The 24696-nt window shown below is 62.2% G+C and carries 20 protein-coding genes and 1 tRNA gene; 8 read left to right on the top strand and 13 right to left on the bottom strand.

Going from position 1 to position 24696, the window contains the following annotated elements; all coding sequences use genetic code 11:
- Nucleotides 1-145 precede the first annotated feature (145 nt).
- Together AC6CH8_RS12530 and rpoB are read right to left on the bottom strand one after the other, a co-directional pair.
- Nucleotides 146-4045, bottom strand: coding sequence for a DNA-directed RNA polymerase subunit beta' (locus AC6CH8_RS12530; protein ID WP_011775600.1), 3900 nt, complete (start codon nucleotides 4043-4045; stop codon nucleotides 146-148).
- Nucleotides 4046-4147: 102 nt separating this feature from the next.
- Nucleotides 4148-7654, bottom strand: a complete 3507-nt coding sequence (gene rpoB, locus AC6CH8_RS12525) for a DNA-directed RNA polymerase subunit beta (protein ID WP_091469639.1) — start codon at nucleotides 7652-7654, stop codon at nucleotides 4148-4150.
- A 415-nt stretch (nucleotides 7655-8069) separates the two neighbouring features.
- On the opposite strand from rpoB, the gene AC6CH8_RS12520 reads away from it, so the two are divergent.
- Entirely contained in the window at nucleotides 8070-9269 is a 1200-nt protein-coding gene (locus AC6CH8_RS12520; protein WP_091469003.1) for an acetyl-CoA C-acetyltransferase, read from the top strand.
- Complete coding sequence (locus tag AC6CH8_RS12515) at nucleotides 9269-9763, top strand: aminoacyl-tRNA deacylase (protein WP_498190870.1); 495 nt, start codon at nucleotides 9269-9271, stop codon at nucleotides 9761-9763. Before AC6CH8_RS12520 ends, AC6CH8_RS12515 begins: the two co-directional genes overlap by 1 nt.
- A 133-nt stretch (nucleotides 9764-9896) precedes the next feature.
- On the opposite strand, the gene rplL is transcribed toward AC6CH8_RS12515, so the two are convergent.
- The 9 genes from rplL to AC6CH8_RS12470 form a co-directional block, all read right to left on the bottom strand.
- The gene (gene rplL / locus AC6CH8_RS12510) at nucleotides 9897-10274 is read right to left on the bottom strand and encodes a 50S ribosomal protein L7/L12 (RefSeq protein WP_011775604.1); all 378 of its coding nucleotides are present in this window, start codon (nucleotides 10272-10274) and stop codon (nucleotides 9897-9899) included.
- A 76-nt stretch (nucleotides 10275-10350) separates the two neighbouring features.
- A complete protein-coding gene (gene rplJ / locus AC6CH8_RS12505; RefSeq protein ID WP_011775605.1) occupies nucleotides 10351-10944 on the bottom strand; it encodes a 50S ribosomal protein L10 in 594 nt (197 codons plus the stop codon).
- A 299-nt stretch (nucleotides 10945-11243) separates the two neighbouring features.
- Nucleotides 11244-12413: a GNAT family N-acetyltransferase gene (locus AC6CH8_RS12500; RefSeq protein ID WP_420178622.1), complete on the bottom strand. Its 1170-nt coding sequence runs from the start codon at nucleotides 12411-12413 to the stop codon at nucleotides 11244-11246.
- Nucleotides 12392-13501: a GNAT family N-acetyltransferase gene (locus tag AC6CH8_RS12495; protein WP_498190867.1), complete on the bottom strand. Its 1110-nt coding sequence runs from the start codon at nucleotides 13499-13501 to the stop codon at nucleotides 12392-12394. Before AC6CH8_RS12495 ends, AC6CH8_RS12500 begins: the two co-directional genes overlap by 22 nt.
- Nucleotides 13502-13610: 109 nt before the next feature.
- On the bottom strand, nucleotides 13611-14318 hold the full coding sequence (gene rplA, locus AC6CH8_RS12490) for a 50S ribosomal protein L1 (RefSeq protein WP_011775608.1): 708 nt from the start codon (nucleotides 14316-14318) through the stop codon (nucleotides 13611-13613).
- A 147-nt stretch (nucleotides 14319-14465) separates the two neighbouring features.
- Nucleotides 14466-14897, bottom strand: coding sequence for a 50S ribosomal protein L11 (gene rplK / locus AC6CH8_RS12485; protein ID WP_011775609.1), 432 nt, complete (start codon nucleotides 14895-14897; stop codon nucleotides 14466-14468).
- Nucleotides 14898-15027: 130 nt separating this feature from the next.
- On the bottom strand, nucleotides 15028-15873 hold the full coding sequence (gene nusG / locus AC6CH8_RS12480; protein WP_498190864.1) for a transcription termination/antitermination protein NusG: 846 nt from the start codon (nucleotides 15871-15873) through the stop codon (nucleotides 15028-15030).
- Nucleotides 15874-15987: 114 nt separating this feature from the next.
- Complete coding sequence (gene secE / locus AC6CH8_RS12475; protein ID WP_091469017.1) at nucleotides 15988-16269, bottom strand: preprotein translocase subunit SecE; 282 nt, start codon at nucleotides 16267-16269, stop codon at nucleotides 15988-15990.
- An 80-nt stretch (nucleotides 16270-16349) separates the two neighbouring features.
- Nucleotides 16350-16422: transfer RNA gene (locus AC6CH8_RS12470), tRNA-Trp, on the bottom strand.
- Nucleotides 16423-16674: 252 nt separating this feature from the next.
- On the opposite strand from AC6CH8_RS12470, the gene AC6CH8_RS12465 reads away from it, so the two are divergent.
- Complete coding sequence (locus AC6CH8_RS12465) at nucleotides 16675-17904, top strand: pyridoxal phosphate-dependent aminotransferase (RefSeq protein WP_178997212.1); 1230 nt, start codon at nucleotides 16675-16677, stop codon at nucleotides 17902-17904.
- A 112-nt stretch (nucleotides 17905-18016) separates the two neighbouring features.
- Here AC6CH8_RS12465 and AC6CH8_RS12460 read toward each other — a convergent pair whose 3' ends face one another.
- Entirely contained in the window at nucleotides 18017-18691 is a 675-nt protein-coding gene (locus AC6CH8_RS12460) for a LuxR C-terminal-related transcriptional regulator (RefSeq protein ID WP_498190861.1), read from the bottom strand.
- A complete protein-coding gene (locus AC6CH8_RS12455; RefSeq protein ID WP_498190859.1) occupies nucleotides 18688-20274 on the bottom strand; it encodes an ATP-binding protein in 1587 nt (528 codons plus the stop codon). Before AC6CH8_RS12455 ends, AC6CH8_RS12460 begins: the two co-directional genes overlap by 4 nt.
- 125 nt (nucleotides 20275-20399) lie before the next feature.
- Between AC6CH8_RS12455 and AC6CH8_RS12450 the strand changes: the two genes are divergently transcribed.
- From AC6CH8_RS12450 to AC6CH8_RS12430, 5 genes are all read left to right on the top strand, one after another.
- Complete coding sequence (locus tag AC6CH8_RS12450; RefSeq protein ID WP_498190857.1) at nucleotides 20400-22016, top strand: PspC domain-containing protein; 1617 nt, start codon at nucleotides 20400-20402, stop codon at nucleotides 22014-22016.
- 1 nt (nucleotide 22017) lies between these two features.
- A complete protein-coding gene (locus AC6CH8_RS12445; RefSeq protein WP_498190855.1) occupies nucleotides 22018-22392 on the top strand; it encodes a hypothetical protein in 375 nt (124 codons plus the stop codon).
- Between the two features lie 49 nt (nucleotides 22393-22441).
- Complete coding sequence (locus AC6CH8_RS12440) at nucleotides 22442-22690, top strand: PspC domain-containing protein (RefSeq protein WP_054809083.1); 249 nt, start codon at nucleotides 22442-22444, stop codon at nucleotides 22688-22690.
- Between the two features lie 199 nt (nucleotides 22691-22889).
- Entirely contained in the window at nucleotides 22890-23915 is a 1026-nt protein-coding gene (locus AC6CH8_RS12435) for an ATP-dependent 6-phosphofructokinase (RefSeq protein ID WP_014922397.1), read from the top strand.
- A gap of 17 nt (nucleotides 23916-23932) precedes the next feature.
- On the top strand, nucleotides 23933-24682 hold the full coding sequence (locus AC6CH8_RS12430) for a GNAT family N-acetyltransferase (RefSeq protein WP_364306914.1): 750 nt from the start codon (nucleotides 23933-23935) through the stop codon (nucleotides 24680-24682).
- The last annotated feature ends 14 nt before the right edge of the window (nucleotides 24683-24696 follow it).

The following is a 24696-nucleotide window of genomic DNA, read 5'->3' as shown; positions in this document are numbered from 1 at the left end:
CGACGGCGCAGGCCGGCTGCCGCCGTCGTCCTCCGCTCCCCCGGCTCGCCGGGCAAAAGCCGCCGTTAACGGGTCCGGCCCCGCACTCACTGAGTACGGGGCCGAACCTTACAGCGTCAACTTTGCGGTGACGGCGTGAGCCGGTTTAGCGGAAGTCGTTGCCGAGGTCGTAGTCATCCAGCGGGATGGCGTGGAACTCGGGAGCGCCGTCGCCACCCAGGGCGTCATAGGAGAAGTCGGTGAAAGCGCTGGGGCCCGTGAACAGGCTTGCCTTCGCTTCTTCCGTCGGCTCCACAGTGACCTCTGTGTAGCGGGGCAGACCCGTACCAGCCGGGATGAGCTTACCGATGATGACGTTTTCCTTGAGGCCGAGCAGAGGATCGCTCTTACCTTCCATGGCCGCCTGCGTCAGGACGCGGGTGGTTTCCTGGAAGGAAGCTGCCGACAGCCAGGACTCGGTAGCCAAGGAAGCCTTGGTGATACCCATGAGTTCCGGACGGCCCGAAGCCGGGGCCTTGCCCTCGGACACGACGCGGCGGTTCTCGTCCTCGAAGCGGGCGCGCTCTGCAAGCTCACCGGGGAGCAGGTCGGAGTCGCCGGATTCGATGACGGTCACGCGGCGCAGCATCTGGCGGACGATAACCTCGACGTGCTTGTCGTGGATACCAATACCCTGGCTGCGGTAAACGCCCTGAACCTCGTCCACAAGGAACTTCTGTGCGGCACGGGGGCCCATGATGCGCAGAACCTGCTTCGGGTCCACCGGACCGTTGATCAGCTTCTGGCCGACGCTGACGTGCTCGCCATCCTCAATGAGGAGACGTGAACGGCGCAGCACCGGGTAGGCAATCTCTTCGGAACCATCGTCCGGAGTGATGACCAGGCGCATCTGGCGCTCGGACTCTTCGATGGTGATGCGGCCGGCTGCTTCAGCAATCGGTGCAACACCCTTCGGAGTACGGGCTTCGAAGAGCTCCTGGATACGGGGCAGACCCTGGGTGATGTCGTCGCCACCACCGGCGGAAACAGCACCACCGGTGTGGAACGTACGCATCGTCAGCTGGGTACCCGGCTCACCGATGGACTGTGCGGCAATAATGCCCACGGCCTCGCCGATGTCCACGGTCTTGCCAGTGGCCAGCGAACGGCCGTAGCAAAGTGCACAGGTGCCGACCTTGGACTCACAAGTGAGCACGGAGCGGACCTTGACCTCGGTGATGCCTGCAGCCAGCAGCTGGTCGATGACGACGTCGCCGCAGTCGGTGCCGCCGGCAGCCAGGACGTTGCCCTGGGCATCGACGACGTCGACGGCCAGCGTACGGGCGTAGGCGCTGTTCTCGACGTTCTCGTCCAGGACGAGCTCACCGTTGGAATCCGGCACGGCGATCGGGGTGACCAGACCGCGTTCGGTACCACAGTCCTCTTCGCGGACAATGACGTCCTGCGAAACGTCCACCAGACGACGGGTCAGGTAACCCGAGTTGGCGGTACGGAGAGCGGTATCGGCCAGACCCTTACGGGCACCGTGCGTGGCGATGAAGTATTCCAGAACCGACAGGCCCTCGCGGTAGGAGGACTTGATCGGGCGAGGAATGATCTCACCCTTCGGGTTGGCCACAAGACCACGGATACCCGCGATCTGGCGGACCTGCATCCAGTTACCACGTGCACCGGAGGACACCATGCGGTTGATGGTGTTCATCGGGGACAGGCTGTCACGCATCGCCTGGGCGATTTCGTTGGTTGCCTTGTTCCAGATTTCGATCAGTTCCTGGCGACGCTCGTCGTCGTCGATCAGGCCCTTGTCGTACTGGCCCTGGATCTTGGCAGCCATGTTCTCGTAACCGGCCAGAATGGCAGGCTTGGAGGTAGGCACCTCGATGTCGGAGATGGCAACCGTGACACCCGAACGGGTGGCCCAGTAGAAACCGGCATCCTTCAGGTTATCCAGCGTTGCCGCCGTAACAACCTTCGGGTAGCGCTCGGCGAGGTCATTGACGATCCGGGACAGTTCGCCCTTATCCGCAACAGCCTCAACCCACGGGTAATCCTCGGGCAGCGTCTGGTTGAAGATGACCTGGCCCAGGGAGGTTTCAACGAGCGCCGGCTGACCGGGCTCCCAACCTTCCGGAGCTTCCCATCCTGCGTAAGGCACAAAGTCGTCCAGACGGATCTTCACCTGGGAGTTCAGGTGCAGGTCACGGGCGTCGTACGCCATGATGGCTTCCGACACCGAGGAGAAGATGCGGCCTTCGCCGGCGGAGCCGACGCGCTTGGTGGTCAGGTGGTACAGGCCGATGATCATATCCTGCGAAGGAAGGGTCACCGGACGGCCATCGGACGGCTTCAGGATGTTATTCGAGGACAGCATCAGGATGCGGGCTTCGGCCTGCGCTTCCGGGCTCAGCGGCAGGTGTACTGCCATCTGGTCGCCGTCGAAGTCAGCGTTGAAGGCGCCACAAACCAGCGGGTGAAGCTGGATTGCCTTGCCCTCCACAAGCTGCGGCTCGAAGGCCTGGATGCCGAGGCGGTGCAGGGTAGGTGCACGGTTGAGCAGCACCGGGTGTTCGGTGATGATCTCTTCCAGCACGTCCCAAACCTGCGGACGGTAACGCTCGACCATGCGCTTTGCCGACTTGATGTTCTGTGCGTGGTTGAGGTCAACCAGGCGCTTCATCACGAACGGCTTGAAGAGCTCCAGGGCCATCTGCTTAGGCAGACCACACTGGTGCAGCTTCAGCTGCGGGCCGACGACGATCACCGAACGGCCGGAGTAGTCAACGCGCTTGCCGAGGAGGTTCTGGCGGAAACGACCCTGCTTGCCCTTGAGCATGTCGCTCAGGGACTTCAGCGGACGGTTGCCCGGACCCGTAACGGGGCGGCCACGACGACCGTTGTCGAAGAGGCTGTCAACAGCTTCCTGAAGCATGCGCTTCTCGTTGTTGACGATGATCTCCGGAGCGCCGAGGTCAAGCAGTCGCTTGAGTCGGTTGTTGCGGTTGATCACACGGCGGTAGAGGTCGTTGAGGTCGGAGGTCGCGAAGCGGCCACCGTCCAACTGGACCATCGGGCGCAATTCCGGCGGGATCACCGGAACGGCGTCGAGAACCATGCCGAGCGGGCTGTTGTTGGTGGTCAGGAACGCGTTGACAACCTTCAGGCGCTTCAGGGCACGCGTCTTGCGCTGGCCCTTGCCGTTCTGGATGGTGTCGCGCAGTGACTCAGCTTCAGCCTGCATGTCAAAGGTCTCGAGGCGCTTCTTGATGGCCTCGGCACCCATGGAGCCTTCGAAGTACAGCCCGTAACGGTCGCGCAGTTCGCGGTAGAGGCCTTCGTCACCTTCAAGGTCAGCGACCTTGAGGTTCTTGAAGCGATCCCAAACCTGCTCAAGGCGCTCGATATCGGCGTCGGCACGCTTGCGGACGTTCGCCATCTGGCGGTCAGCAGAGTCGCGGGCCTTCTTCTTGTCGGCAGCCTTGGCGCCTTCTCCTTCAAGACGGGCAAGCTCGTCTTCAAGGTCGCGGGCGATCGTGGCGATGTCGCTGTCGCGGTTGTCCACCATCTGCTTCTTCTCGAGGTCGTGCTCGACCTGGAGGTTCGGCAGTTCAGCGTGACGGCTTTCGGTGTCAACGCTGGTGATCATGTAGGCAGCGAAGTAGATGACCTTTTCAAGGTCCTTCGGTGCCAGGTCCAAAAGGTAGCCCAAGCGCGAGGGAACGCCCTTGAAGTACCAGATGTGGGTTACAGGCGCGGCCAGCTCGATGTGGCCCATGCGCTCACGACGCACCTTGGCGCGGGTGACTTCAACGCCACAACGCTCGCAGATGATGCCCTTGAAGCGGACGCGCTTGTACTTACCGCAGTAGCATTCCCAGTCGCGGGACGGGCCGAAGATCTTCTCGCAGAAGAGGCCGTCCTTCTCGGGCTTGAGCGTGCGGTAGTTGATGGTTTCCGGCTTCTTGACCTCACCGTAAGACCATCCGCGGATGTCTTCCGCGGTGGCGAGGCCGATCTGCATGAGGCCGAAGGAGGATTCGCTGGACATATGGTCCCTGTTCTCTCTTGTTCTCTAAATTCTGAAGTCTTGGTTACGGGAAGAGGGAGTTGTTCCGACGGACAGTTGTGAGGCTGCCCGCCGGAACAGCTGCTAGACCTCTTCTACGGAACTGGGCTCTGCGCGAGACAGATCGATGCCCAGTTCTTCCGCAGCCGTGAAGACTGCGTCATCAGAGTCACGCATTTCGATCGTGGTTCCGTCGGTGGAAAGAACTTCCACGTTCAGGCACAACGACTGCATTTCCTTGATCAAGACCTTGAAGGACTCGGGAACGCCAGGCTCAGGGATGTTCTCGCCCTTGACGATGGCTTCGTAGACCTTCACACGACCATGGATGTCATCCGACTTGATCGTGAGGAGTTCCTGAAGGGTGTAAGCGGCACCGTAAGCTTCGAGCGCCCACACTTCCATTTCACCGAAGCGCTGGCCACCGAACTGAGCCTTACCACCCAGCGGCTGCTGCGTGATCATGGAGTACGGGCCGGTGGAACGCGCGTGGATCTTGTCGTCCACCAGGTGGTGGAGCTTCAGGATGTACATGTAACCGACGGAGATCGGATCCGGGAACGGCTCGCCGGAGCGGCCGTCGAACAGACGGGTCTTACCGGAGGAGTCGATCAGGCGGTCGCCATCGCGGGTCACGTTGGTGGAGTCAAGCAGGCCCGTGATTTCTTCTTCGCGGGCGCCATCGAACACCGGGGTGGCAACGGTGGTCTGGCCGGTTTCACGGGGCAGGTTCGGGAGGTTCTTGACCCACTCCGGCTCGCCTTCGATCTTCCAACCGGTCTTGGCAACCCAACCGAGGTGGGTTTCCAAAACCTGGCCAACGTTCATTCGACCCGGAACACCCAGCGGGTTCAGGACGATGTCCACCGGGGTACCGTCTGCAAGGAAGGGCATGTCCTCGATCGGAAGGATCTTGGAGATAACACCCTTGTTGCCGTGACGGCCGGCGAGCTTGTCGCCGTCGGTGATCTTGCGCTTGGCTGCGACGTAGACGCGGACCAGCTGGTTCACGCCCGGAGGCAGTTCGTCGTCGTTGTCACGGTCGAAGACGCGCACGCCGATGACCGTACCGGACTCGCCGTGGGGCACCTTCAGGGAGGTGTCGCGGACTTCGCGGGACTTCTCACCGAAGATTGCGCGGAGGAGGCGCTCTTCCGGGGTCAGTTCGGTTTCACCCTTAGGGGTGACCTTTCCGACCAGGATGTCGCCGGCTTCAACCTCGGCACCGATGTGGATGATGCCACGCTCGTCCAGGCCTGCAAGGACTTCCTCGGACACGTTGGGGATATCACGAGTGATTTCCTCGGCACCAAGCTTGGTGTCGCGGGCGTCAATTTCGTGTTCCTCGATGTGGATGGAGGAGAGTACATCCTCAGCAACAATGCGCTGGGAGAGGATGATGGCGTCCTCGAAGTTGTGGCCCTCCCATGACATGAATGCCACGAGCAGGTTCTTACCAAGGGCGAGCTCGCCCTGGTCCGTTGCGGGACCATCTGCGATGATGCCGCCAACTTCCAGGCGCTGGCCTTCGCTGACCAATACGCGGTGGTTGTAGCAGTTGCCCTGGTTGGAACGGGCGAACTTGTTGATGCGGTAGTTGGTCTCGGTACCGTCGTCGTTGATCATGACAACCAGCTCGGCGGAAACCTCTGTGACCACACCTGCCTTCTTCGCGATGACAACGTCACCGGCGTCGACGGCTGCTGCGCGCTCCATGCCGGTGCCCACGAAAGGAGCCTCGGAACGGACCAGCGGCACGGCCTGGCGCTGCATGTTGGCACCCATGAGTGCACGGTTGGCATCGTCATGCTCAAGGAACGGGATCAGGGCAGTTGCCACGGACACCATCTGGCGCGGGGAAACGTCCATGAACTGAACGTCGGCAGCGGGAACCAGGACAGGCTCGCCTCCACCACCACGGGCACGGACAAGAACGGTCTCTTCCGAGAACTTCTTGTCAGCATCCAGCGGAGCGTTGGCCTGTGCGATCAGGACCTCGGCTTCGTCGTCGGCCGTCAGGTACTGGACTTCGTCGGACACGACGCCCTCGGAAACCAAGCGGTACGGCGTCTCGATGAAGCCGAACGGGTTGATGCGGCCGTAGGATGCCAACGAACCAATCAGACCAATGTTCGGGCCTTCAGGAGTTTCGATGGGGCACATACGTCCGTAGTGGGACGGGTGAACGTCTCGAACTTCCATGCCTGCACGGTCACGGGACAGACCACCCGGGCCAAGCGCGGACAAGCGGCGCTTGTGGGTCAGACCCGAGAGCGGGTTGTTCTGGTCCATGAACTGCGACAGCTGCGAAGTTCCGAAGAACTCCTTGATGGCTGCCACGACGGGACGGATGTTGATCAGTGTCTGCGGCGTGATGGCCTCGACGTCCTGCGTGGTCATGCGTTCGCGGACGACGCGTTCCATGCGGGAGAGGCCGGTGCGGACCTGGTTCTCGATCAGTTCGCCTACGGCGCGGATGCGACGGTTGCCGAAGTGGTCGATGTCATCGACGTCGACGCGAAGCTCGTGGTCTTCGCCGTCGCGCTTGCCCATGAGGGTCTTCTCGCCGGCGTGAAGCGCAACGAGGAACTTGATCATGGCAACGATGTCTTCAACGTGCAGGACCGATGCTTCCTTGTCACCAAGGGAGCGGTCGATGCCGAGCTTGCGGTTGATCTTGTAACGGCCAACCTTGGCAAGATCGTAGCGCTTGGCGTTGAAGTACAGGTTGTCCAGCAGGGACTGGGCAGCCTCAACTGTGGGCGGCTCGCCTGGACGCAGCTTGCGGTAGATGTCCAAAAGCGCGTCTTCGCGGGTCTCAGTGGCGTCCTTCTCCAGCGTTGCACGCATGGAGTCGTACTGGCCGAACTCTTCCAGGATCTGGCCTTCGGTCCAGCCAAGGGCCTTCAGGAGAACCGTGACCGACTGCTTGCGCTTGCGGTCGAGGCGAACGCCGACCTGATCGCGCTTGTCGATTTCGAGTTCGAACCATGCGCCACGCGACGGGATGATCTTCGCAGTGAAGATGTCCTTGTCACTGGTCTTGTCAGCGGTGCGCTCAAAGTAGGCGCCCGGCGAACGGACCAGCTGGGAGACAACGACACGCTCGGTGCCGTTGACGACGAACGTTCCCTTTTCAGTCATGAGGGGGAAGTCGCCCATGAACACGGTCTGCTGCTTGATTTCGCCCGTGTTGTTGTTCATGAACTCGGCCTTGACGTACAGCGGGGCCGAGTAGGTGGCGTCACGGTCTTTACATTCGGCCATGGTGTACTTCGGGTCAGCGAACTCCGGCTCGGAGAAGCTCAGGGACATAGTGCCCTGGAAGTCCTCGATGGGGGAGATCTCTTCGAAGATGTCGGCAAGTCCGGAGGTGGTGGCGACGCTGAGGTCGCCCTCCTCGACAGCCTTCGCTACCCGCGCCTGCCAGCGTTCGTTTCCGACCAGCCAGTCAAAGCTGTCTGTCTGCAGGGCGAGAAGATTCGGAACATCAAGTGGTTCGTGAATCTTTGCGAATGAGAGGCGGCGGGTGGCACCATCGGTGCTTGCCGTGTTAGCGGTTTCGTTATTAGAGGTGCTCGAGGCGACCAAGAGGGATCCTTCCACAGACCTTCAGGCGTTTTCAGATCTCCCCCGTTTGCATCCTGCAGAGTGCTCCGCAGGATACTTTTTCCGGTTCCGCTATATGACCCGGACCCAGTCCGCTTATGACAGTGCACGTTTCGGAACGGCACGTCAATGACGCAGCTGAGAGGTAAAGCCCACCGCTATATGAAGGCTGAAGGTTAACAGGGAAGACGCAAATATCTACGATACGGCAAAGCAGCCTTTCTGTCTACCCCAGATCGGCCGTGATTGCAAGCACGGTTGCTGCAGGCACCAATGCCGGGCACGTACTTGAGGAAGCCGACAAGGAATGGGAGGAACGGCACAATTGTTGAAGAGATTGGCTGGCGCGCGCTCCGCGATAGCCTTGCTACACCACTCCCGGATCGGAAGAGAGACCATGACCAACTCCGCTGACGACAATGACGTTGTCATCCTTGCTGCTTCCCGCACACCACAGGGTCGGCTCAACGGGCAATTGGCGGGCTTCACCGCCGTCGACCTCGGCGCTCATGCCATAACCGCCGCGCTGGCGGCCAGCGGTGTCAAAGCCGAACAGGTGGACGCTGTCATCATGGGCCAGGTTCTTCAGGCCGGTGCAGGCCAGAATCCGGCCCGGCAGAGCGCAATCGCCGCAGGTGTCGGCTGGAACATCCCTGCCGTCACCATCAACAAGGTGTGCCTATCCGGCCTCACAGCCGTCATTGATGCCGCACGCATGATCCGCAGCGGCGATGCCACAGTGGTAGTTGCCGGAGGCCAGGAATCCATGACCCGGGCGCCACACCTCCTTCCGGGATCCCGGCAGGGGTGGACGTACGGAGCCATCCAGGCGCTGGACGTCGCCGCCCATGACGGCCTCACCGATGCTTTCGACGGACAGTCCATGGGCTTGTCCACGGAAACGAAGAACGTCACGCTCGGCATCGATCGCAAGGCCCAGGATGAAGTTGCGGCGGCCTCTCACCAGCGGGCTGCCGCCGCCATCGCGGCCGGAACTTTCGACGTCGAAATCGCTCCGGTAAGCGTCAAGCAGCGCAAGGGCGATCCGCTGGTGCTCACCACGGATGAGGGCATCCGCCCCAACACCACAGTGGAGACGCTGGCACCGCTCAAGGCTGCGTTCGCCACCGACGGCACCATCACGGCCGGCAACTCCTCTCCCCTGTCCGACGGCGCCTCCGCACTGGTACTGACCAGTCGCCGCTTCGCCAAGGACAACGGGCTGGACTACCTGGCTGTGGTGGGTAAGCCCGGGCAGGTTGCAGGACCTGACAACTCGCTCCATTCACAGCCTTCGAACGCCATAGCGCAGGCATTGAAGCGCGCCGGTTGGACGGCGGAGGACCTGGACTTCATCGAAATCAATGAGGCTTTCGGTTCCGTGGCCGTCCAGTCCCTCAAGGACCTCCGCTATCCCTTGGAGAAGTGCAACATCCATGGCGGCGCCATTGCCTTGGGCCACCCCATCGGGGCATCCGGAGCACGGCTCGCGCTGCATGCCGCACACGAGCTCAAGCGCAGGGGAACCGGAAAAGCGGCTGTCTCCTTGTGCGGAGGCGGAGGCCAGGGTGAAGCCCTCCTCCTTTACCGCGACTGATGACTGACGCAGTGCCTGTGCCCGGGATGGACGGTGCCGAACGATTCCTGTCAGACGCCGCCGCGCGCGGACTGGACGTCGACGTCGTCGAGCGTCCAGCTGCCCGCAGTTTGGAAGAGGCTGCCGACATCCTGGGCATCAGGCCCGCGGACATTGTGAAGTCGTTGGTGGTCAAACACCGCGACGGCAGTTTCCTCTTCGCACTCATTCCCGGGGACCGCCAGATCTCCTGGCCCAAGCTGCGAGCCTTGGTAGGCGTCAATAAGCTCTCGCTCCCCCACGCCGACGTCGCCTTGGCCGCCACCGGCTACGAGCGTGGAACCATCACTCCGCTGGGCAGCACCACACCGTGGCCTGTTTATGCCGACGCCACCATTGCCGGGCGACGTATCTCGATGGGTGCCGGGGCGCATGGCCGGAGTGCTTTCGTGGACGCGGACGCACTCACCGCAGCACTGGGCGCGGTAGTAGCGGACATCAGCGAACCCAACTAAGTCGCAGCTGAGCGCGTTTTGAGAGCCCAAAACGCGCTTAACTGCTACCTACTTGGGTGCCCGAAACCTTGGGTGCGTTAACGCAGGAAGCCCCGCCCGGCGAACCGGACGGGGCTTCCACAAGCAAGACGAGTTACTTGAGGGTAACCGTTGCGCCAGCTTCTTCGAGCTGAGCCTTTGCCTTCTCGGCAGCTTCCTTGGTGGCGCCTTCGAGAACAGCCTTCGGTGCGCTGTCAACCAGGTCCTTGGCTTCCTTGAGGCCGAGGGAGGTGATGGCGCGAACTTCCTTGATCACTGCGATCTTCTTGTCGCCAGCAGCTTCGAGAACGACGTCGAATTCGGTCTTCTCTTCAGCAGCTTCAGCAGCACCGCCGGCAGCGGGGCCAGCAACTGCAACAGCAGCAGCCGTAACTTCGAAGGTCTCTTCGAAGAGCTTGACGAACTCGGAGAGCTCGATGATGGTCAGTTCCTTGAAAGCTTCAATGAGCTCTTCGTTGCTGAGCTTCGCCATGGTGGCGTCCTTCCATTAGTTGGTGCAGATCCGGGCTAAGCCTGTCCATGCACCAGAGTTTGATTGAGGGGAGAACTTAGTTCTCTTCGGTTGCAGCTTCAGCGGCTTCGGCCGGAGCCGCAACCTCTTCAGCAGCAGCCTCTTCAGCGGCCGGGGCTTCTTCAGCGGCCGGTGCAGATGCGCCGCCCTCTTCTTCAAGCTTGAGGCGCAGGGCGTCGATGATGCGTGCAGCAGCGGATGCGGGAGCCTTGAGGACACCAGCAACACGTGCAAGCTGCAGCTCGCGGGACTCGAGGGCTGCCAGTGCGGCAACTCCTGCTGCGTCCAATGCCTTGCCTTCGAAGACGCCGGTCTTGATAACCAGCTGCTTGTTGGCCTTGGCAAAGTCCGTCAGGCTCTTGGCAGCAGCAACAGCGTCACCCTTGATGAAGGCGATTGCAGTAGGGCCGGCGAGCTGATCGTTGAATGCTTCAACTCCAGCTTCCTTGGCTGCAATGGCACTCAGGGTGTTCTTGACGACCGAGAACTTGGTGTCCTGGCCGAGCGCAACACGCAGTTCCTTGAGCTGTGCAACAGTGAGCCCGCGGTATTCGGTCAGGACAGCCGCGTTCGATTCCTTGAAATCGTTGGTGATCTCTGCAACTGCTGAGATCTTGCTAGGCGTTGTCATAACCCTCCTTCCGGGGAATAAAGCCGGTCTTCCGGGTCCCCGCTCACGAGAGCTAAAACTAAAAACGCCCCGCGCAGATGCACGGGGCTTGGCTCAACACAGTTTGATCCGTGGAGACTTGCTTCGTTCACCTGCGCCGGCCGCCCTATGTTCAGGGTCCTTCGTCAAGGAATTCACTTTTACCTCAAGGGCACAGCTACAGAATTGAGCTTTGCTCGAAAGAGTGGATTCCCATCAACCGACGGTCTTTGGTACTTCAAGGTTACGGGAGAGTGTTCAGCAAACCAAATCGGCCATGCCTAGTCTGACGATGTAGCCCCTGCGAGCCTGCCCGGAAGTTCCTTCTGCCACAGTCCGGTGACGCCCGCGGTGGTAAATCCCAACTGCTTGTTCACGGTCAGGAGGTACCTGTTCTCGGGCGCGTTCCAGGTATAGATGACCCGGGCGTCCGGAAACTGCTCACTCAGCCGTTCCATGTTGGCGATCTTGATCAACAGACCGAGCTTGTTGCCCCGGTGCTCCTGCAGGACCAACGTGTCGTCCTGGAAAACCACGTCCTGGCGGTGCGCCAGGACGCTGATGGTGGTCAAACCCACCAGCCGCCCGCTCTCCACATGCTCGACGGCGGTCACCACCGTTCGCCTGCCCTGCGCCAAGGCCGCATCCTCGGTTTCGCGAAGTACCGTTGCGTCGAAGACCATTCCGCTCGCCTCCACTTCAGGGGCGTCTTCGTCGCCAGCGTCACGGACTACCTCGCCCGCGGCGTTCTCCAGTGCGGCCACGGCTTCCAGCCAGGGCTCGGGGCAACGGTCAGTCCAGTGGTGCAAGGTGTACCGGCCGCCGTTGGCTTCTTCGGCTTCAAGCTGCAGATCCCCCACCAGCTTGGAATCCAGGGGCAGCACGCATGAACTGAACTGTTCGATGTGTTGAAGGGTGTACCCGGCACGCTTGGCGAAGTCCACCTCCCTGCTGCTCTCAGGAACAAACCCGGCCCCGCTGCCCGGGATCAACTGGTCCTCGGGTACCTCAGTGAGCGACGTTGCCGGGTGGTTGGTATCCACCAACGCCATGGTGCGTCCCTCCGCCCGGGCGAGCTGCTCCGCTGCCTCCAGCAACTGACGGCCAACCCCTTGGCCCTGGAACTCAGGAAGGATGTCCAGGGTGAACTCGGCCAGGTCCAGGTTATCCGCCAAGGGCAGGGCAATATCTACCGTGCCCACAATGACGCCCTCTACTTTTGCCACCAAAATAATCTGGCGCTCATAGGGATCGGAAAACTCCAACAGCTTTTCCAAAGGCGTATAGGCGAGGTCGTCACTCCCCCATGTCTCCATACGTACCCGGCGCCCAACTTCAACGGCGTCCAGGAAATCAGCGGCGTCGGGGCTGTCCAGGGTGTCAGGCACCCACAGCTGCTCGACTTGAACGGTCTTCGCCTCGTCTACAGTCATTCCAGCCGTTTCTGCCATTCGCCGTCAAAGCCGGAGGGCTTGAATCCTAATGCGATATTTATGGCCAGCATATGCCGGTTTTCATCGGCGTTCCATGTCATCACGGACGTGGCGCTGGGCCATAGCTCGTGGATACGGCGAAGATTGGCAATCTTGATCAGCATGCCAAGGCGGTGTCCGCGGTGCCCTGGGGCAACCAACGTGTCCTCTTGGTAGACCATGCCCGGGGTAGCCTCGCGGTGGGTGAGTATGGTGTAGGCCGCCAACTCCCCCGTGGCGTCGTGCCGGGCAACAGCCGCCATGGAAGCAACGCCGCCTGCCAGCCACGTGGATTCCTCGAGACGGACGCGGTTGGCATCCCAGTCCTCGCCCTCCCAGCCAAGGCCTGCGATGGGCACCTCGGTGCTCATGAGGCTTTTGAGCTTCGCGAACACATCCACAAGCTCATCTGGGCAGCGGTCCTGCCACCCGATGACGCTGTAGCCTGCTGCCCGGTTTGTTGCCTGCTCTTCAAGGTCCTGCAGGAGCGCTTCTTCGACCGGGAGGGGCAGCGTGCTGTTGGTTTCGACCTGCTCCAGGGAATATCCGTGATGGAGGGCAAAGCGGGTAGAGGCGGAATCCAGTGGGACGCCACCCGTTCCTGACTTTGCCTCCAGCAACTCAACGCCCGGGATAAGGAACCGGATTGGCTCGGCGCAAAACGCGTCAAAGGACGTGCGGTCCCGCTCACGCGCCACTTGCTCCAGCACCCCGAGGACCCTCGTCCCAATGCCGTGCCGACGAAAGGCAGCGTCCACCAGGACGTCCACGCCCGCCGTCGTCGTGTTTTCGCTAAGGGGCAGAGTCAGTGTGCCGCTGCCCACTACGGTACCGCCGAGGCGTGCCAGGAAAACATGCCGTTCTTCGTATTCATTGCCCTGCCAGAAGAGGACAGCTTCGGCCAGCGTGGAGCAACGGTCCAGGTTCCCCCAGAGATCCATGTGGTGGGCAACGTCCAAGTCATGGAAGGCGCGGAAATCGGGCTCCCCCTTCGCGTCGGGGCTTTTCGGCACCGGGATCCGCTGCACGGACAACCCGGCGATGGCGGAAGAGTTCGACGTCGGCACGCACCACAGCCTACGGCTCTCCCCCGGTGGTGAACAGGGAAAAGAGCCAGAAAAAGGACCGCCCGGCAAAGCCGGACGGTCCTTTTATCAGAGCAAGTGCCCGCGAAGCTTACGCGTCGACGAGGACCTTGGTGACGTTCGGGTCAACGGTGATGCCCGGACCGAACGTGGTGGCAACGGTAGCCTTCTGGATGTAGCGGCCCTTGGAAGCGGACGGCTTCAAGCGAAGCACCTCTTCCAGAGCAGCTGCGTAGTTCTCAGCCAGCTTGTTGACGTCGAAGGACACCTTGCCGATGATGAAGTGCAGGTTGGAGTGCTTGTCGACGCGGAAGTCGATCTTGCCACCCTTGATGTCGTTGACAGCCTTGGTGACATCCGGGGTAACCGTACCGGTCTTCGGGTTCGGCATCAGGTTACGCGGGCCGAGGACCTTACCGAGGCGGCCAACCTTGCCCATGAGGTCAGGGGTTGCCACTGCGGCGTCGAAGTCGGTCCAGCCGGCTGCGATCTTTTCGATCAGGTCATCGGAACCAACGAAGTCGGCGCCGGCAGCGATAGCTGCTTCAGCCTTGTCGCCGGTTGCGAAAACGAGGACGCGGGCGGTCTTACCGGTGCCGTGGGGCAGGTTGACGGTGCCACGAACCATCTGGTCAGCCTTACGCGGGTCAACGCCCAGACGGAAAGCGACCTCAACGGTTGCGTCGAACTTGGAAGGATTGGTGTCCTTCGCGAGGGTGATGGCCTCGATCGGGGCGTAGACCTTGTCTGCCTCGATCTTGGCTACGGCTGCCTCATATGCTTTGCTGCGCTTTGCCATGCTGCTATTTCTCCTTGTGCAGTTGTGGTCTGCGGACCGCGCTGGGCCCTGCCACAAGTCGCGGATCCGGCAAGGATCCTGCGACATTTCAATGTTTCAGATGCCGGTTGCCCGGCGGGTGAAGGCCACAAGGGCCTTCGAAGGTTACTAGCCTTCTACGGTGATGCCCATGGAGCGGGCGGTGCCTGCGATGATCAGGGCAGCTGCCTTGATGTCGTTGGCGTTGAGGTCTTCCATCTTGGTGGAAGCAATTTCCTCAACCTGTGCCTGGGTCAGCTTTGCAACCTTGACGGTGTGCGGGGTAGCCGAACCCTTGGCGACGCCTGCAGCCTTCTTGATGAGCTCTGCAGCCGGCGGGGTCTTGGTGATGAAGGTGAAGGAACGGTCTTCGTAAACCGTGATTTCAACCGGGATAACGTTTCCGCGCTGGGATTCCGTTGCAGCGTTGTACGCCTTGCAGAATTCCATGATGTTGACACCGTGCTGGCCAAGCGCAGGACCGATCGGCGGAGCCGGGTTAGCGGCACCTGCCTGGATCTGCAGCTTGATGAGGCCGGTGACCTTCTTCTTGGGAGCCAATGTAGGGTCCTTCTCTCAATAGCTTCCTGGGACACAGGAGCGCGTCCCAGGTTGGTGGCCGCCATGGCGAGGCGGCCGGCCGCTCCCGAACTGCTAAGCAGGCAGGACTGGAGCGAAATTTTGGAATCAGCTAGATCTTGGTGACCTGGTTGAATGCGAGCGTCACCGGGGTTTCGCGCTCGAAGATCGAGACCAGGACCACCAGGGTCTGGGACTCGGGCTTGATCTCGGAGATCGTTGCCGGGAGGGTCTCGAACGGACCTTCCTTGACGATGACCGACTCGCCGACCTCGAAGTCGACGGCCACGGGAGCCTGGTTCTGCTTGTTGACGGGCTTGCCCTGCTCTGCCTGCTCTTCTTCGAAGACCGGGGCGAGCATGGAGAAGACCTCATCGAGCCGCAGCGGGACGGGGTTGTGGGCGTTGCCCACGAAGCCGGTGACACCCGGCGTGTGGCGAACGGCGCCCCAGGAAGCATCGGTCAGGTCCATGCGGACAAGGACATAGCCGGGAATGCGCACGCGGTTGATGACCTTGCGCTGCGCGTTCTTGATCTCGACGACCTCTTCCATGGGCACCTGGATCTCGAAGATGTAATCTTCCATGTCCAGGGTCTGGATGCGGGTCTCAAGGTTGGCCTTCACGCGGTTTTCGTAACCGGCGTAGGAGTGGATGACGTACCAGTCACCTTCCTGGCGGCGCAGCTTGCCCTTGAATTCTTCAGCCGGATCGGCCGGCGCTGCAGCAGCAGCGGCTGCCAGGTCGTCGCCGTCGGACTCTTCCTCGTCGCCTGCAGCGTCGTCCGACGCGGCATCAGACTCGGCGTCCACGTCAGCTTCGAAGTCCTCTTCGGAATCGTCGGCGTCGGCAGATTCGGGCGCAGCGGAATCAACCTCGGACTCTTCCACAGCCTCAGCTGCGGCGCCCTCAGTTTCTTCCAGCTCAGTCTCGTTTACCTCGAGCTCCTGCTCAGACACTTGGTCTCCTGCTTCCTCATTGCCTAACATGCCTATTTAAATGGCTCAATTCCGCAAACCCCGCAAAATCCCTGAGCTAACAAGGAATTTCACACAGTTTGCGGACAGATCCGCTTAGCGGTCCGTGACGCCTGTCCCACCGAAGACCCAGCTGGCTCCCGTCCCGAAGGCGATGTCCAGCAGGCTGACGATGAGCATCATGATGGCCACGAACACCAGCACCACGAGCGTGTAATTGATCAGTTCCTTGCGGGTGGGCGCAACGACCTTCTTCAGTTCACCAATGACCTGGCGGACGAAGAGTGCAATACGGGCGAAGAAGCCGCGATCGGCTTTCTTGGCGGGACGGCCCTTCGAGCTGCTGGCAGCTGTTTCGGTCACCTGGTCCTCACTCACCTTGCAAAGTCGTTGACCCGACTCTGATCAGAGCCATGGTTGCTGCGCGTGCCCCGGCGTTTCCGCCGGAACAGCTTGCGCAGGGCAGACAGGACTCGAACCTGCAACCTGCGGTTTTGGAGACCGCTGCGCTACCAATTGCGCCACTACCCTATGGATCGAATCCATGTTTCAGGCCGCACTTCAGCCTGCGGTGCTTTTCAACACCGGTGAACCAGTCTACGCAAGAATTTCGCGTTAGTCGAACCGGCCCGATTCCGGACCTCCCAGCCCTAAAAGCCTGTGACCAGCATTATCAGTCACAAAGTTCTGTAGGCACCCGGGAGCTCCGCAGAACAGCATAAGGTAGTTTACGTCGAATCCCATCATCCAGCCCTCGAGCTGCCTGCGTAGAACGGTACATAGATGTCTGCCGGAACAACTACCGCCCGCATTTCACAGCGAATCTCCGCCATTGCAGAATCCGCCACCCTTGCCGTTGACGCCAAGGCCAAGGCACTGAAGGCCGCGGGACGTCCCGTGATCGGTTTCGGTGCCGGCGAACCTGATTTTCCAACCCCGGACTACATCGTCCAGGCCGCCATTGAGGCGGCAGGCCAGCCGAAGTACCACCGCTACTCCCCCGCAGGTGGGCTCCCCGAGCTGAAGAAGGCTATCGCCGAGAAGACCCTGCGGGACTCCGGTTACCAGGTTGATCCTTCCCAGGTCCTGGTGACCAACGGGGGTAAGCAGGCCGTCTACAACACGTTCGCGACCCTCGTGGACCCGGGCGACGAAGTCATCATCCCCACCCCTTTCTGGACCACGTACCCGGAAGCCATCCGGCTCGCCGGCGGCGTGCCCGTTGAGGTCTTCGCCGGCCCGGAACAGGGCTACCTGGTAACCGTCGAGCAGCTCGAAGCCGCTGTCACGGACAGGACCAAGATCCTGTTGTTCGTTTCCCCGTCCAACCCCACCGGCGCTGTTTACAGCCCGGAGCAGGTTGCGGAGATCGGCAAGTGGGCCGCGTCCAAGGGCCTCTGGGTTGTCACTGACGAGATCTACGAGCACCTGACCTACGACGGCGTCGAGTTCACGTCCATCGCCACTGCTGCGCCGGAACTGGGCGACAAGGTTGTCATCCTCAACGGTGTTGCCAAGACCTACGCGATGACCGGTTGGCGCGTGGGATGGATGATCGGCCCTGCCGACGTCATCAAGGCCGCCACCAACCTGCAGTCCCATGCGACGTCCAACGTCTCCAACATCATGCAGATCGCAGCCGCAGCAGCCCTCACGGGGCCGCTGACCGCCGTCGACGAAATGAAAGTTGCGTTCGACCGACGCCGCAAGGCGATTGTCGCCGGCCTGAACGCGATCGAAGGTGTTGAATGCCCGACGCCGACCGGCGCCTTCTACGTCTACGCGGACGTGCGCGGCCTGTTGGGTAAGGAATTTGAGACCTCCAATGGTCCCGTCCGCCCGTCCACCTCTGCGGAACTCGCCACGCTGATCCTCGACGAAGTTGAAGTTGCCGTCGTTCCGGGCGAAGCCTTCGGTCCATCCGGCTACGTGCGGTTGTCCTACGCACTCGGCGATGACGACCTCGCAGAGGGTGTCCGCCGCATCCAGGAGTTCCTGGGCAAGGCCAAGTAGCAACCAGCCAACGCAAACGCTCTTCCACCTGTGACAGGTGGAAGAGCGTTTCCGTTTAAGGCGCGGGACGTGAGAGACCGATCGGGAAAACCCGACGGGACGTGAGGGAGCGTTAGAGGAGGCGACGCTCGGCCGCCCACTTGGTAAGTTCGTGGCGGCTGGATAGCTGTAGCTTCCTCAGTACTGCCGACACATGTGTTTCCACCGTCTTGATGGAGATGAACAGCTCCTTGGCCACCTCCTTGTAGCTGTAACCCCGGGCAATGAGCCGCATGACTTCGAGTTCGCGGGCAGAAAGCTTGTCCAATTCGTCGTCTGCGATGTCAGCGGGAGCGGTCCCGAAAGCGTCCAGCACAAAGCCTGCCAAACGGGGAGAGAAGACGGCATCGCCATCGGCCACGCGGATGACGGCGTCGGAAATCTCCTTGCCCGAGATGGTTTTGGTGACGTATCCACGTGCTCCGGCCCGGATCACCGACACCACGTCCTCGGCGGCGTCGGACACGCTCAAGGCAAGGAAGCTGGTGGTGCCGAGCAAAGCGCCGGAGCCGGCAATGACTTCACGTCCGCCACCGCCCAATCCGCCCGGGAGGTGCACGTCCAGGAGCACGACTTCAGGGCGCGTCTCGGCTATGACGGCAATGGCCTGCTCCACGGTGCCGGCCTCGCCCACCACATCCATGCGTTCGTCGAGGTCCGCTTTCAAACCAGAACGGAAGATGGTGTGGTCGTCCACGATGACCACACGCACCCTGCGTCCGACACCACTTTCAGGGCTGTTGTTCATTGCTTTGTTTCTCCATTCCGATGTTCGGCATTCCGCAGGTCGCCATTCCGCTGCTCACCATTCCGCTGCTCGCCGGCGTCCGGACTTATTGATGGAAGGGACAATCGGACTTCCGTCCCATCGCTGCTGCTGTTGATGACCGCCGTGCCGCCGTGCCGCTTCATCCGGCCGATGATCGACTCCTTCACGCCCAGCCTGTCATCCGGGACAGCATCAGGGTCGAAGCCCGGGCCGCGGTCCTTGATGAAGATTTCCGTACTGCCGGCAGTGCTCTCCAAGTAAACGGACACTGTCCCGCCACCATGGCGGGCGGCATTGAGCATGGCTTCCCTGGCTGCCTGGACCAAGGCCTCATGCCGGTCCGTCATGTCGGTGTCCCCTACAGTGACTACCTCAACGGCATGCCCATGGGAGTCCTCCACTTCTGCCGCCACGGCCTTGATCCTGTCAGCCAGAAGGCCCGATTCCTTGGCGGGATCACTGAACAGCCAAGAGCGGAGTTCGCGTTCCTGGGCCCTTGCGAGCCGGATGACGTCCTGCTCGGAGCCCGCCCGGCGCTGGATGAGCGCCAGGGTCTGAAGGACGGAGTCGTGCAAGTGGGCAGCGATCTCTGCGCGTTCAGTTTCACGGACCCTGCCGGCCCGTTCCGTTTCAAGGTCCTTCCAGAACTTCAGCCCCCACGGCAGCAATACCAAGGCAACACCGCCCAGGACAGCGACAGAGGCAAGGAGCGCCAGCCACGTCTGCTCCCACGACCCCGAACCGGACACCATCACCAGGACGCCGGCCACCACTAGCGCCAAACCCGCTGCCAGGCGCGTCCATCCGCCGGCCTGGTCGGCCTTCGTCTTGTCCACCAGGCCGGCCCTGCGGGTCTCATCGAGCTGCATCCAGGCAATAGCTGCGCCACCGAGGATGGCGGCCGCCGGAATCAGTGTGCCCAAAGGGACGTCGACGCCGAACTGGCGGGCGATCAGGATCGCAGCAACCAAGAGCAAGGCTGCGCCGAGCAGGATTTCCTTGCCGTATTGGATCTTGCGGAACGTGAACCAGGACGACAACGTACTTCCGGTGCCGTTGGCTGCTTCGCCCCTGGATCCTGCCCAATCCCACGATGACGCGGCACTGCCAAAGGCCGCAGGTTCGGCGACGGACCCGGCGCCTGCCTGCCCGAGGACAGAACCATTACCCGGGACAGAACCGTTGCCTGGAACACGACTGCTCCCTGTGACTGAACCGGATACCGGAGGCGCGCCGGCCACGGTCGGCGAGGGGCCGGCGTCGTACGTTGGCTCCGCGGAAGGGCCGGGGGCCGCGAAGGTGGGCGGGAGGCTCACCGCAGGAGCAATGGGCGACGCCGGGCGGCGGGCGTTGCGCTTGGCGTTCTCGTCCGCGGTGGGAACCATGGTCCACAGCCACGCGTAGAAGGCCACGCCTGCTCCACCGGCGAAGCAGGCCAGAATCATCCCCAGCCGGACGAACTTGACCGGCCAGCCCAAATGATCGGCCAAACCGCTGCAAACGCCCGCGATCATGCGGTCGCTGCTGCGGACCAGCGTGGGGCGTTGCACAACGGTTGTCATGTACCAATCCAAACACGGATCAGGGTGCCCCGGACCGGAAACCGGCGTTGTTCGGGGGTCGCTCAGGGATCAATCAGGGTATCCCCCAGTAGAGGGAAGGATGGCCCGGGCGGCAGGATCGAAGTATGAACGCGAACAGCATGAACCCAGAGGAACCCGGAACGCCAGGCACCGCCGGCGAATCCGGCTCCAGCGCCAACACCGGCGCTTCCACCGGCGCCCCTGGCGCTACGTCCGGGGCACCCTCCGGGGCACCTTCGGGGGCACCATCCGCGGCACCCGATGAAGCCCGCGTGCCCTCGGGAACCGGTGCCGCCAGCGGCGGTTATCCGCAGGCCGGCAGCGCTCCTGCAACCTCCCAGCAGAACTTCTTCGACTGGATCCGTGACCAAGGCATCCGCCGGGGACCGGACCGTTGGATCGGCGGCGTCTCCAGCGGAGTGGCCCACCGGTTCGGCATCGACCCCCTGATTGTGAGGGGCATCTTCATTGTCCTGGCACTGTTCGCGGGCGTCGGCGTGCTGCTGTACGGCGTAGCCTGGGCGCTCCTCCCGGAGCCTGACGGCCGCATCCACGTGCAGGAAGCAGCCGCGGGCCGATGGTCAGGGGGCATGACCGGTGCGTTGATCACCACCATTATCGGCCTGCCCAGCCTGGGCCGCGGCTTCTGGGGCTGGGGTTGGGATGGACTGCCCGGACTGTTCTGGACGCTCTTCTGGATGGGCGGCGTCTTCTACCTCATCTACTTCCTGGTTCAACGCAACAAAGCTTCGAAGGGAACTCCACCTGTGGGCCATCAGAATTACTCCGCGACGCCGTACTCTTCCGGCAACACAGCTGCCTACGGTACGCCCACGTCCTTCGCGTCCACCACGACCACCGGCACTAACACCGGTGTGCCTGTCTACGGCAGTGGCCAGCCCGGCAGCAAAACCTACGGAGCTCCTTCCGCAGGCGGCGCCTACGGTTCCGGTCATGGCCACGGCTCCGGGCCGGTTCCCCCGTCAGGGCCGTTCGGCCCCTCAGGACCGTCCACGCCTTCGGGCCCGCGTCCTCCTTACGGTTCCACTCCCCCGCAAGGCTGGCAACCAAAGCCCGCCGTTCCCAAGCGCAGGGGACCCGGGGCTGCGATCGTTTCGGTCTCAGCCGGTGCGGCACTTCTTGCCGGCGGCACGTTGAAAGCGCTCGACGCCGGAAACGTCATTGATTTGGGCAACTCGGGCAACGCCGTGGTGTGGGCTGCCGGTGCCGCCGTACTCGGGTTGGGCATCCTCATCGCGGGACTTCGTGGGCGGACGTCAGGCTTCCTTGGCTTCCTCGCCGTGGCCGCCCTGATCATCGGCGGAATCTTCAATGTGGTCCCCAGGGACGGCGACCGCTTCACCTTCCATGACGTGAACTGGGCGCCCACCAGTCTGGAGCAGGCACGGCAAGGCATCGATGTAACCGGGGCACAAGGTGTGGTGGACCTGAGCGAAATCACCATGACGCCCCCGCTGGTTTCCGAGGTCCTGATTCCGGTTGATGCCACAGCCAGCAACGTCACCGTGGTCATTCCCGATGACGTCCCCGTTGAGGTCCGGGCAGACATGACATTCGGCAACCTCAACGAACGCGGCACGGACCGGGGCGGCCGGCTGCAGGACGAGAGAACCCTCTACAACACAGAAAAGCCCGGAGCCAACCTCGTGGTGGAAATTGACGGCACGTTCAGCAACGTGACCATCCAGGAAGGAAACTGATATGAGCACCAACGAGCCAGGCAAGGCACGGGAAGCCCAAGCAACCGAGCCACTGCCCAAGGAAACCCGCCCCACGGAGGCCCTTCCAAAGCCGAGCCTTCAGCAGATCCCGCTCACGCCACCGTTGGAGCCCAGCTTCAAGGTGGAGCACGCGGACGACGACGAACCCCACCAGGCACGGATCGGCACAGTGGTGTGGGGATTGATTGTGATCGCCCTGGCGGCCCTAATTGTCATCTCGACACTCGGTTGGGTCACGCTGAACGGTACGTATGTCCTGATCGGCCTGATGATCGGCGCCGGCGCAGCCCTGGTGGTCGGTGGTCTCGTCTCGGCCCGTAAGGGTTCCGGCAGCACGAAGAGCCCGGCGAAGTGACTCGAAGCAGCAACGTGACAAAGCAACCGCAACAGGGAAGGGTGTAGCCATGGACAAGTTCTTCAGCATCGTCAGGGGCTTCGGCCTGAAGCGTGGTCCGCAACGCTGGCTCGGCGGAGTCTGCGGCGGAATCGCAGCAAAGCTCAGGGTCGACGTAGCGTACGTCCGGGTCGCTTTCCTGCTCTTCTGCCTGCTGCCCGGCCCCGCATTCGTGGCCTATATCCTGGGCTGGCTCATCTTGCCTGACCAGAACAACAAGATCGCGCTCGAATCTTTCATCAGCCAGCGTTCCCGGTAGTTGCCGGTTACGGCAAGCCGAAACAATGGAACGCCCCGCCAGTTAGCGGGGCGTTTCGTTGTTTTCAGCTAGGTTTCCAATACCGCACGGCCAAGGTCAAAAGTAACCGTTTGTGTCCCACCCCACATGCGCGTCTACAATCATTGGGAGCTCAGCGTGGCGCTCTGCACGTATTCCTCCAAGCCATGAGTGAGCAAACATGAAAATTGGCATTCTTACCAGCGGTGGCGACTGCCCCGGCCTCAACGCAGTGATCCGGGGATCAGTCCTTAAGGGCATTGCCATCCACGGCCAGGAGTTTGTGGGCTTCCGCGACGGCTGGCGCGGTGTAGTTGAAGGTGATGTCATCGACATCCCCCGCACCATGGTCCGCGGTATCGCTAAGCAGGGTGGCACCATTCTGGGCACCTCCCGCACCAACCCGTTTGAAAACGGCGGTGGCCCGGACGTCATCAAGGCACACATGGAACGCCTTGGCATCGACGCCATCATCGCTATCGGGGGCGAGGGAACACTGGCAGCTGCCAAGCGCCTCACCGACGCGGGCCTGAAGATTGTTGGCGTCCCCAAGACCGTGGACAACGACCTTGATGCCACTGATTACACTTTCGGTTTCGATACCGCTGTCCAGATCGCCACTGAGGCCATCGACCGGCTGCGCACCACCGGCGAATCCCATCACCGCTGCATGATCGCCGAAGTCATGGGCCGCCACGTCGGTTGGATCGCCTTGCACGCCGGCATGGCAGCCGGGGCCCACGCCATCCTGATTCCGGAGCAGAAGGCAAGCATCGAACAGATCACCGAATGGGTCCAGGAAGCCCACGACCGTGGCCGTGCGCCGCTGGTAGTGGTTGCCGAGGGCTTCGTTCCGGACCACATGGAGTCCCCGCACTCCGAGCGCGGCCTGGATACGTTCGGCCGTCCCCGCCTTGGCGGCATCGCTGACCAGCTCGCCCCCGAAATCGAAGCGCGCACGGGCATCGAAACGCGGGCCACCATCCTCGGCCACATCCAACGTGGTGGCGTCCCCACGGCCTACGACCGCGTCCTGGCCACGCGCCTGGGCATGGCAGCCATCGACTCCGTGGTGGAAGGTCGCTGGGGCACCATGGTGGCCCTGAAGGGGACGGACATCTCCCACGTGGGCTTCGAGGAAGCTCTCGGCAAGCTCAAGACCGTGCCGCAACACCGTTACGACGAAGCGTCTGTGCTGTTCGGCTAGTCCGCTAGGCTGAATCCATGACTCTAGAGCCCACGTCTGCTGCCATTATCCAGCTGGCGTGGGCTCGCCGTTTGGGGCTCGACGACGACGCTTTCGCCAGCGCGGCTGCCCGGCTCACCGCTTCTGCGGTAGACCCAGGGGAACCCGGCAACCGCATTACCCGTGTGGATGATTCTGCGCGGGCCTTGGTTTTCCTGCGCCTCTTTGGCGTCTCGGCGCTCGTGGGGCCGCAGTGGGCGCTGGATGCGGCGGCGCCAATTCCGGACACCGAGCTCGCTCAGCACGTGACGCTGCTGACCATCACCCGGTCACACGGCGGACACGGCCTCGGGTCATCCGCCTTGTTCTTCGCGGACGATCTACCGCTCAAGCAGCCGTCCGACGAACTCACGGTTTCGCAGGGCAACCCCGAAGCAATCAGCCTGGAGGGATTATGCCCGCCGGATGACGTCAATGAAGTCGGGTTGCAAGGGCTCGAGCATCGCTTCACTATCATGCACCCCGAAGAGGACCAGCCTACGCCCGTGGCCTGCGGAGCCTATGCCGAGTGGGAAGGCATCCTGGCCAACATGGGCGTCCTGGTTGCGCCTCCCTGGCGACGACGCGGCGTGGGCACCCTGGCCGCGTCCATCGCTGCGCACGAGGCCCTGGCATCCGGGCTGACCCTCCAATGGAAGGCCGATGTCAGCAACACCGGAGCGCTCGCGATGGCCCGCAGCCTTGGCTTTGCCACCGGCGGGCTCCACGCGAGCGTGCTCCTCGGCTAACAAAGCGCCGAACC

Source organism: Paenarthrobacter sp. GQ52, from assembly GCF_059759005.1.
The sequence above is the reverse complement of the archived record's forward strand: the minus strand, read 5'-3'. Positions and strand labels throughout refer to the sequence as shown.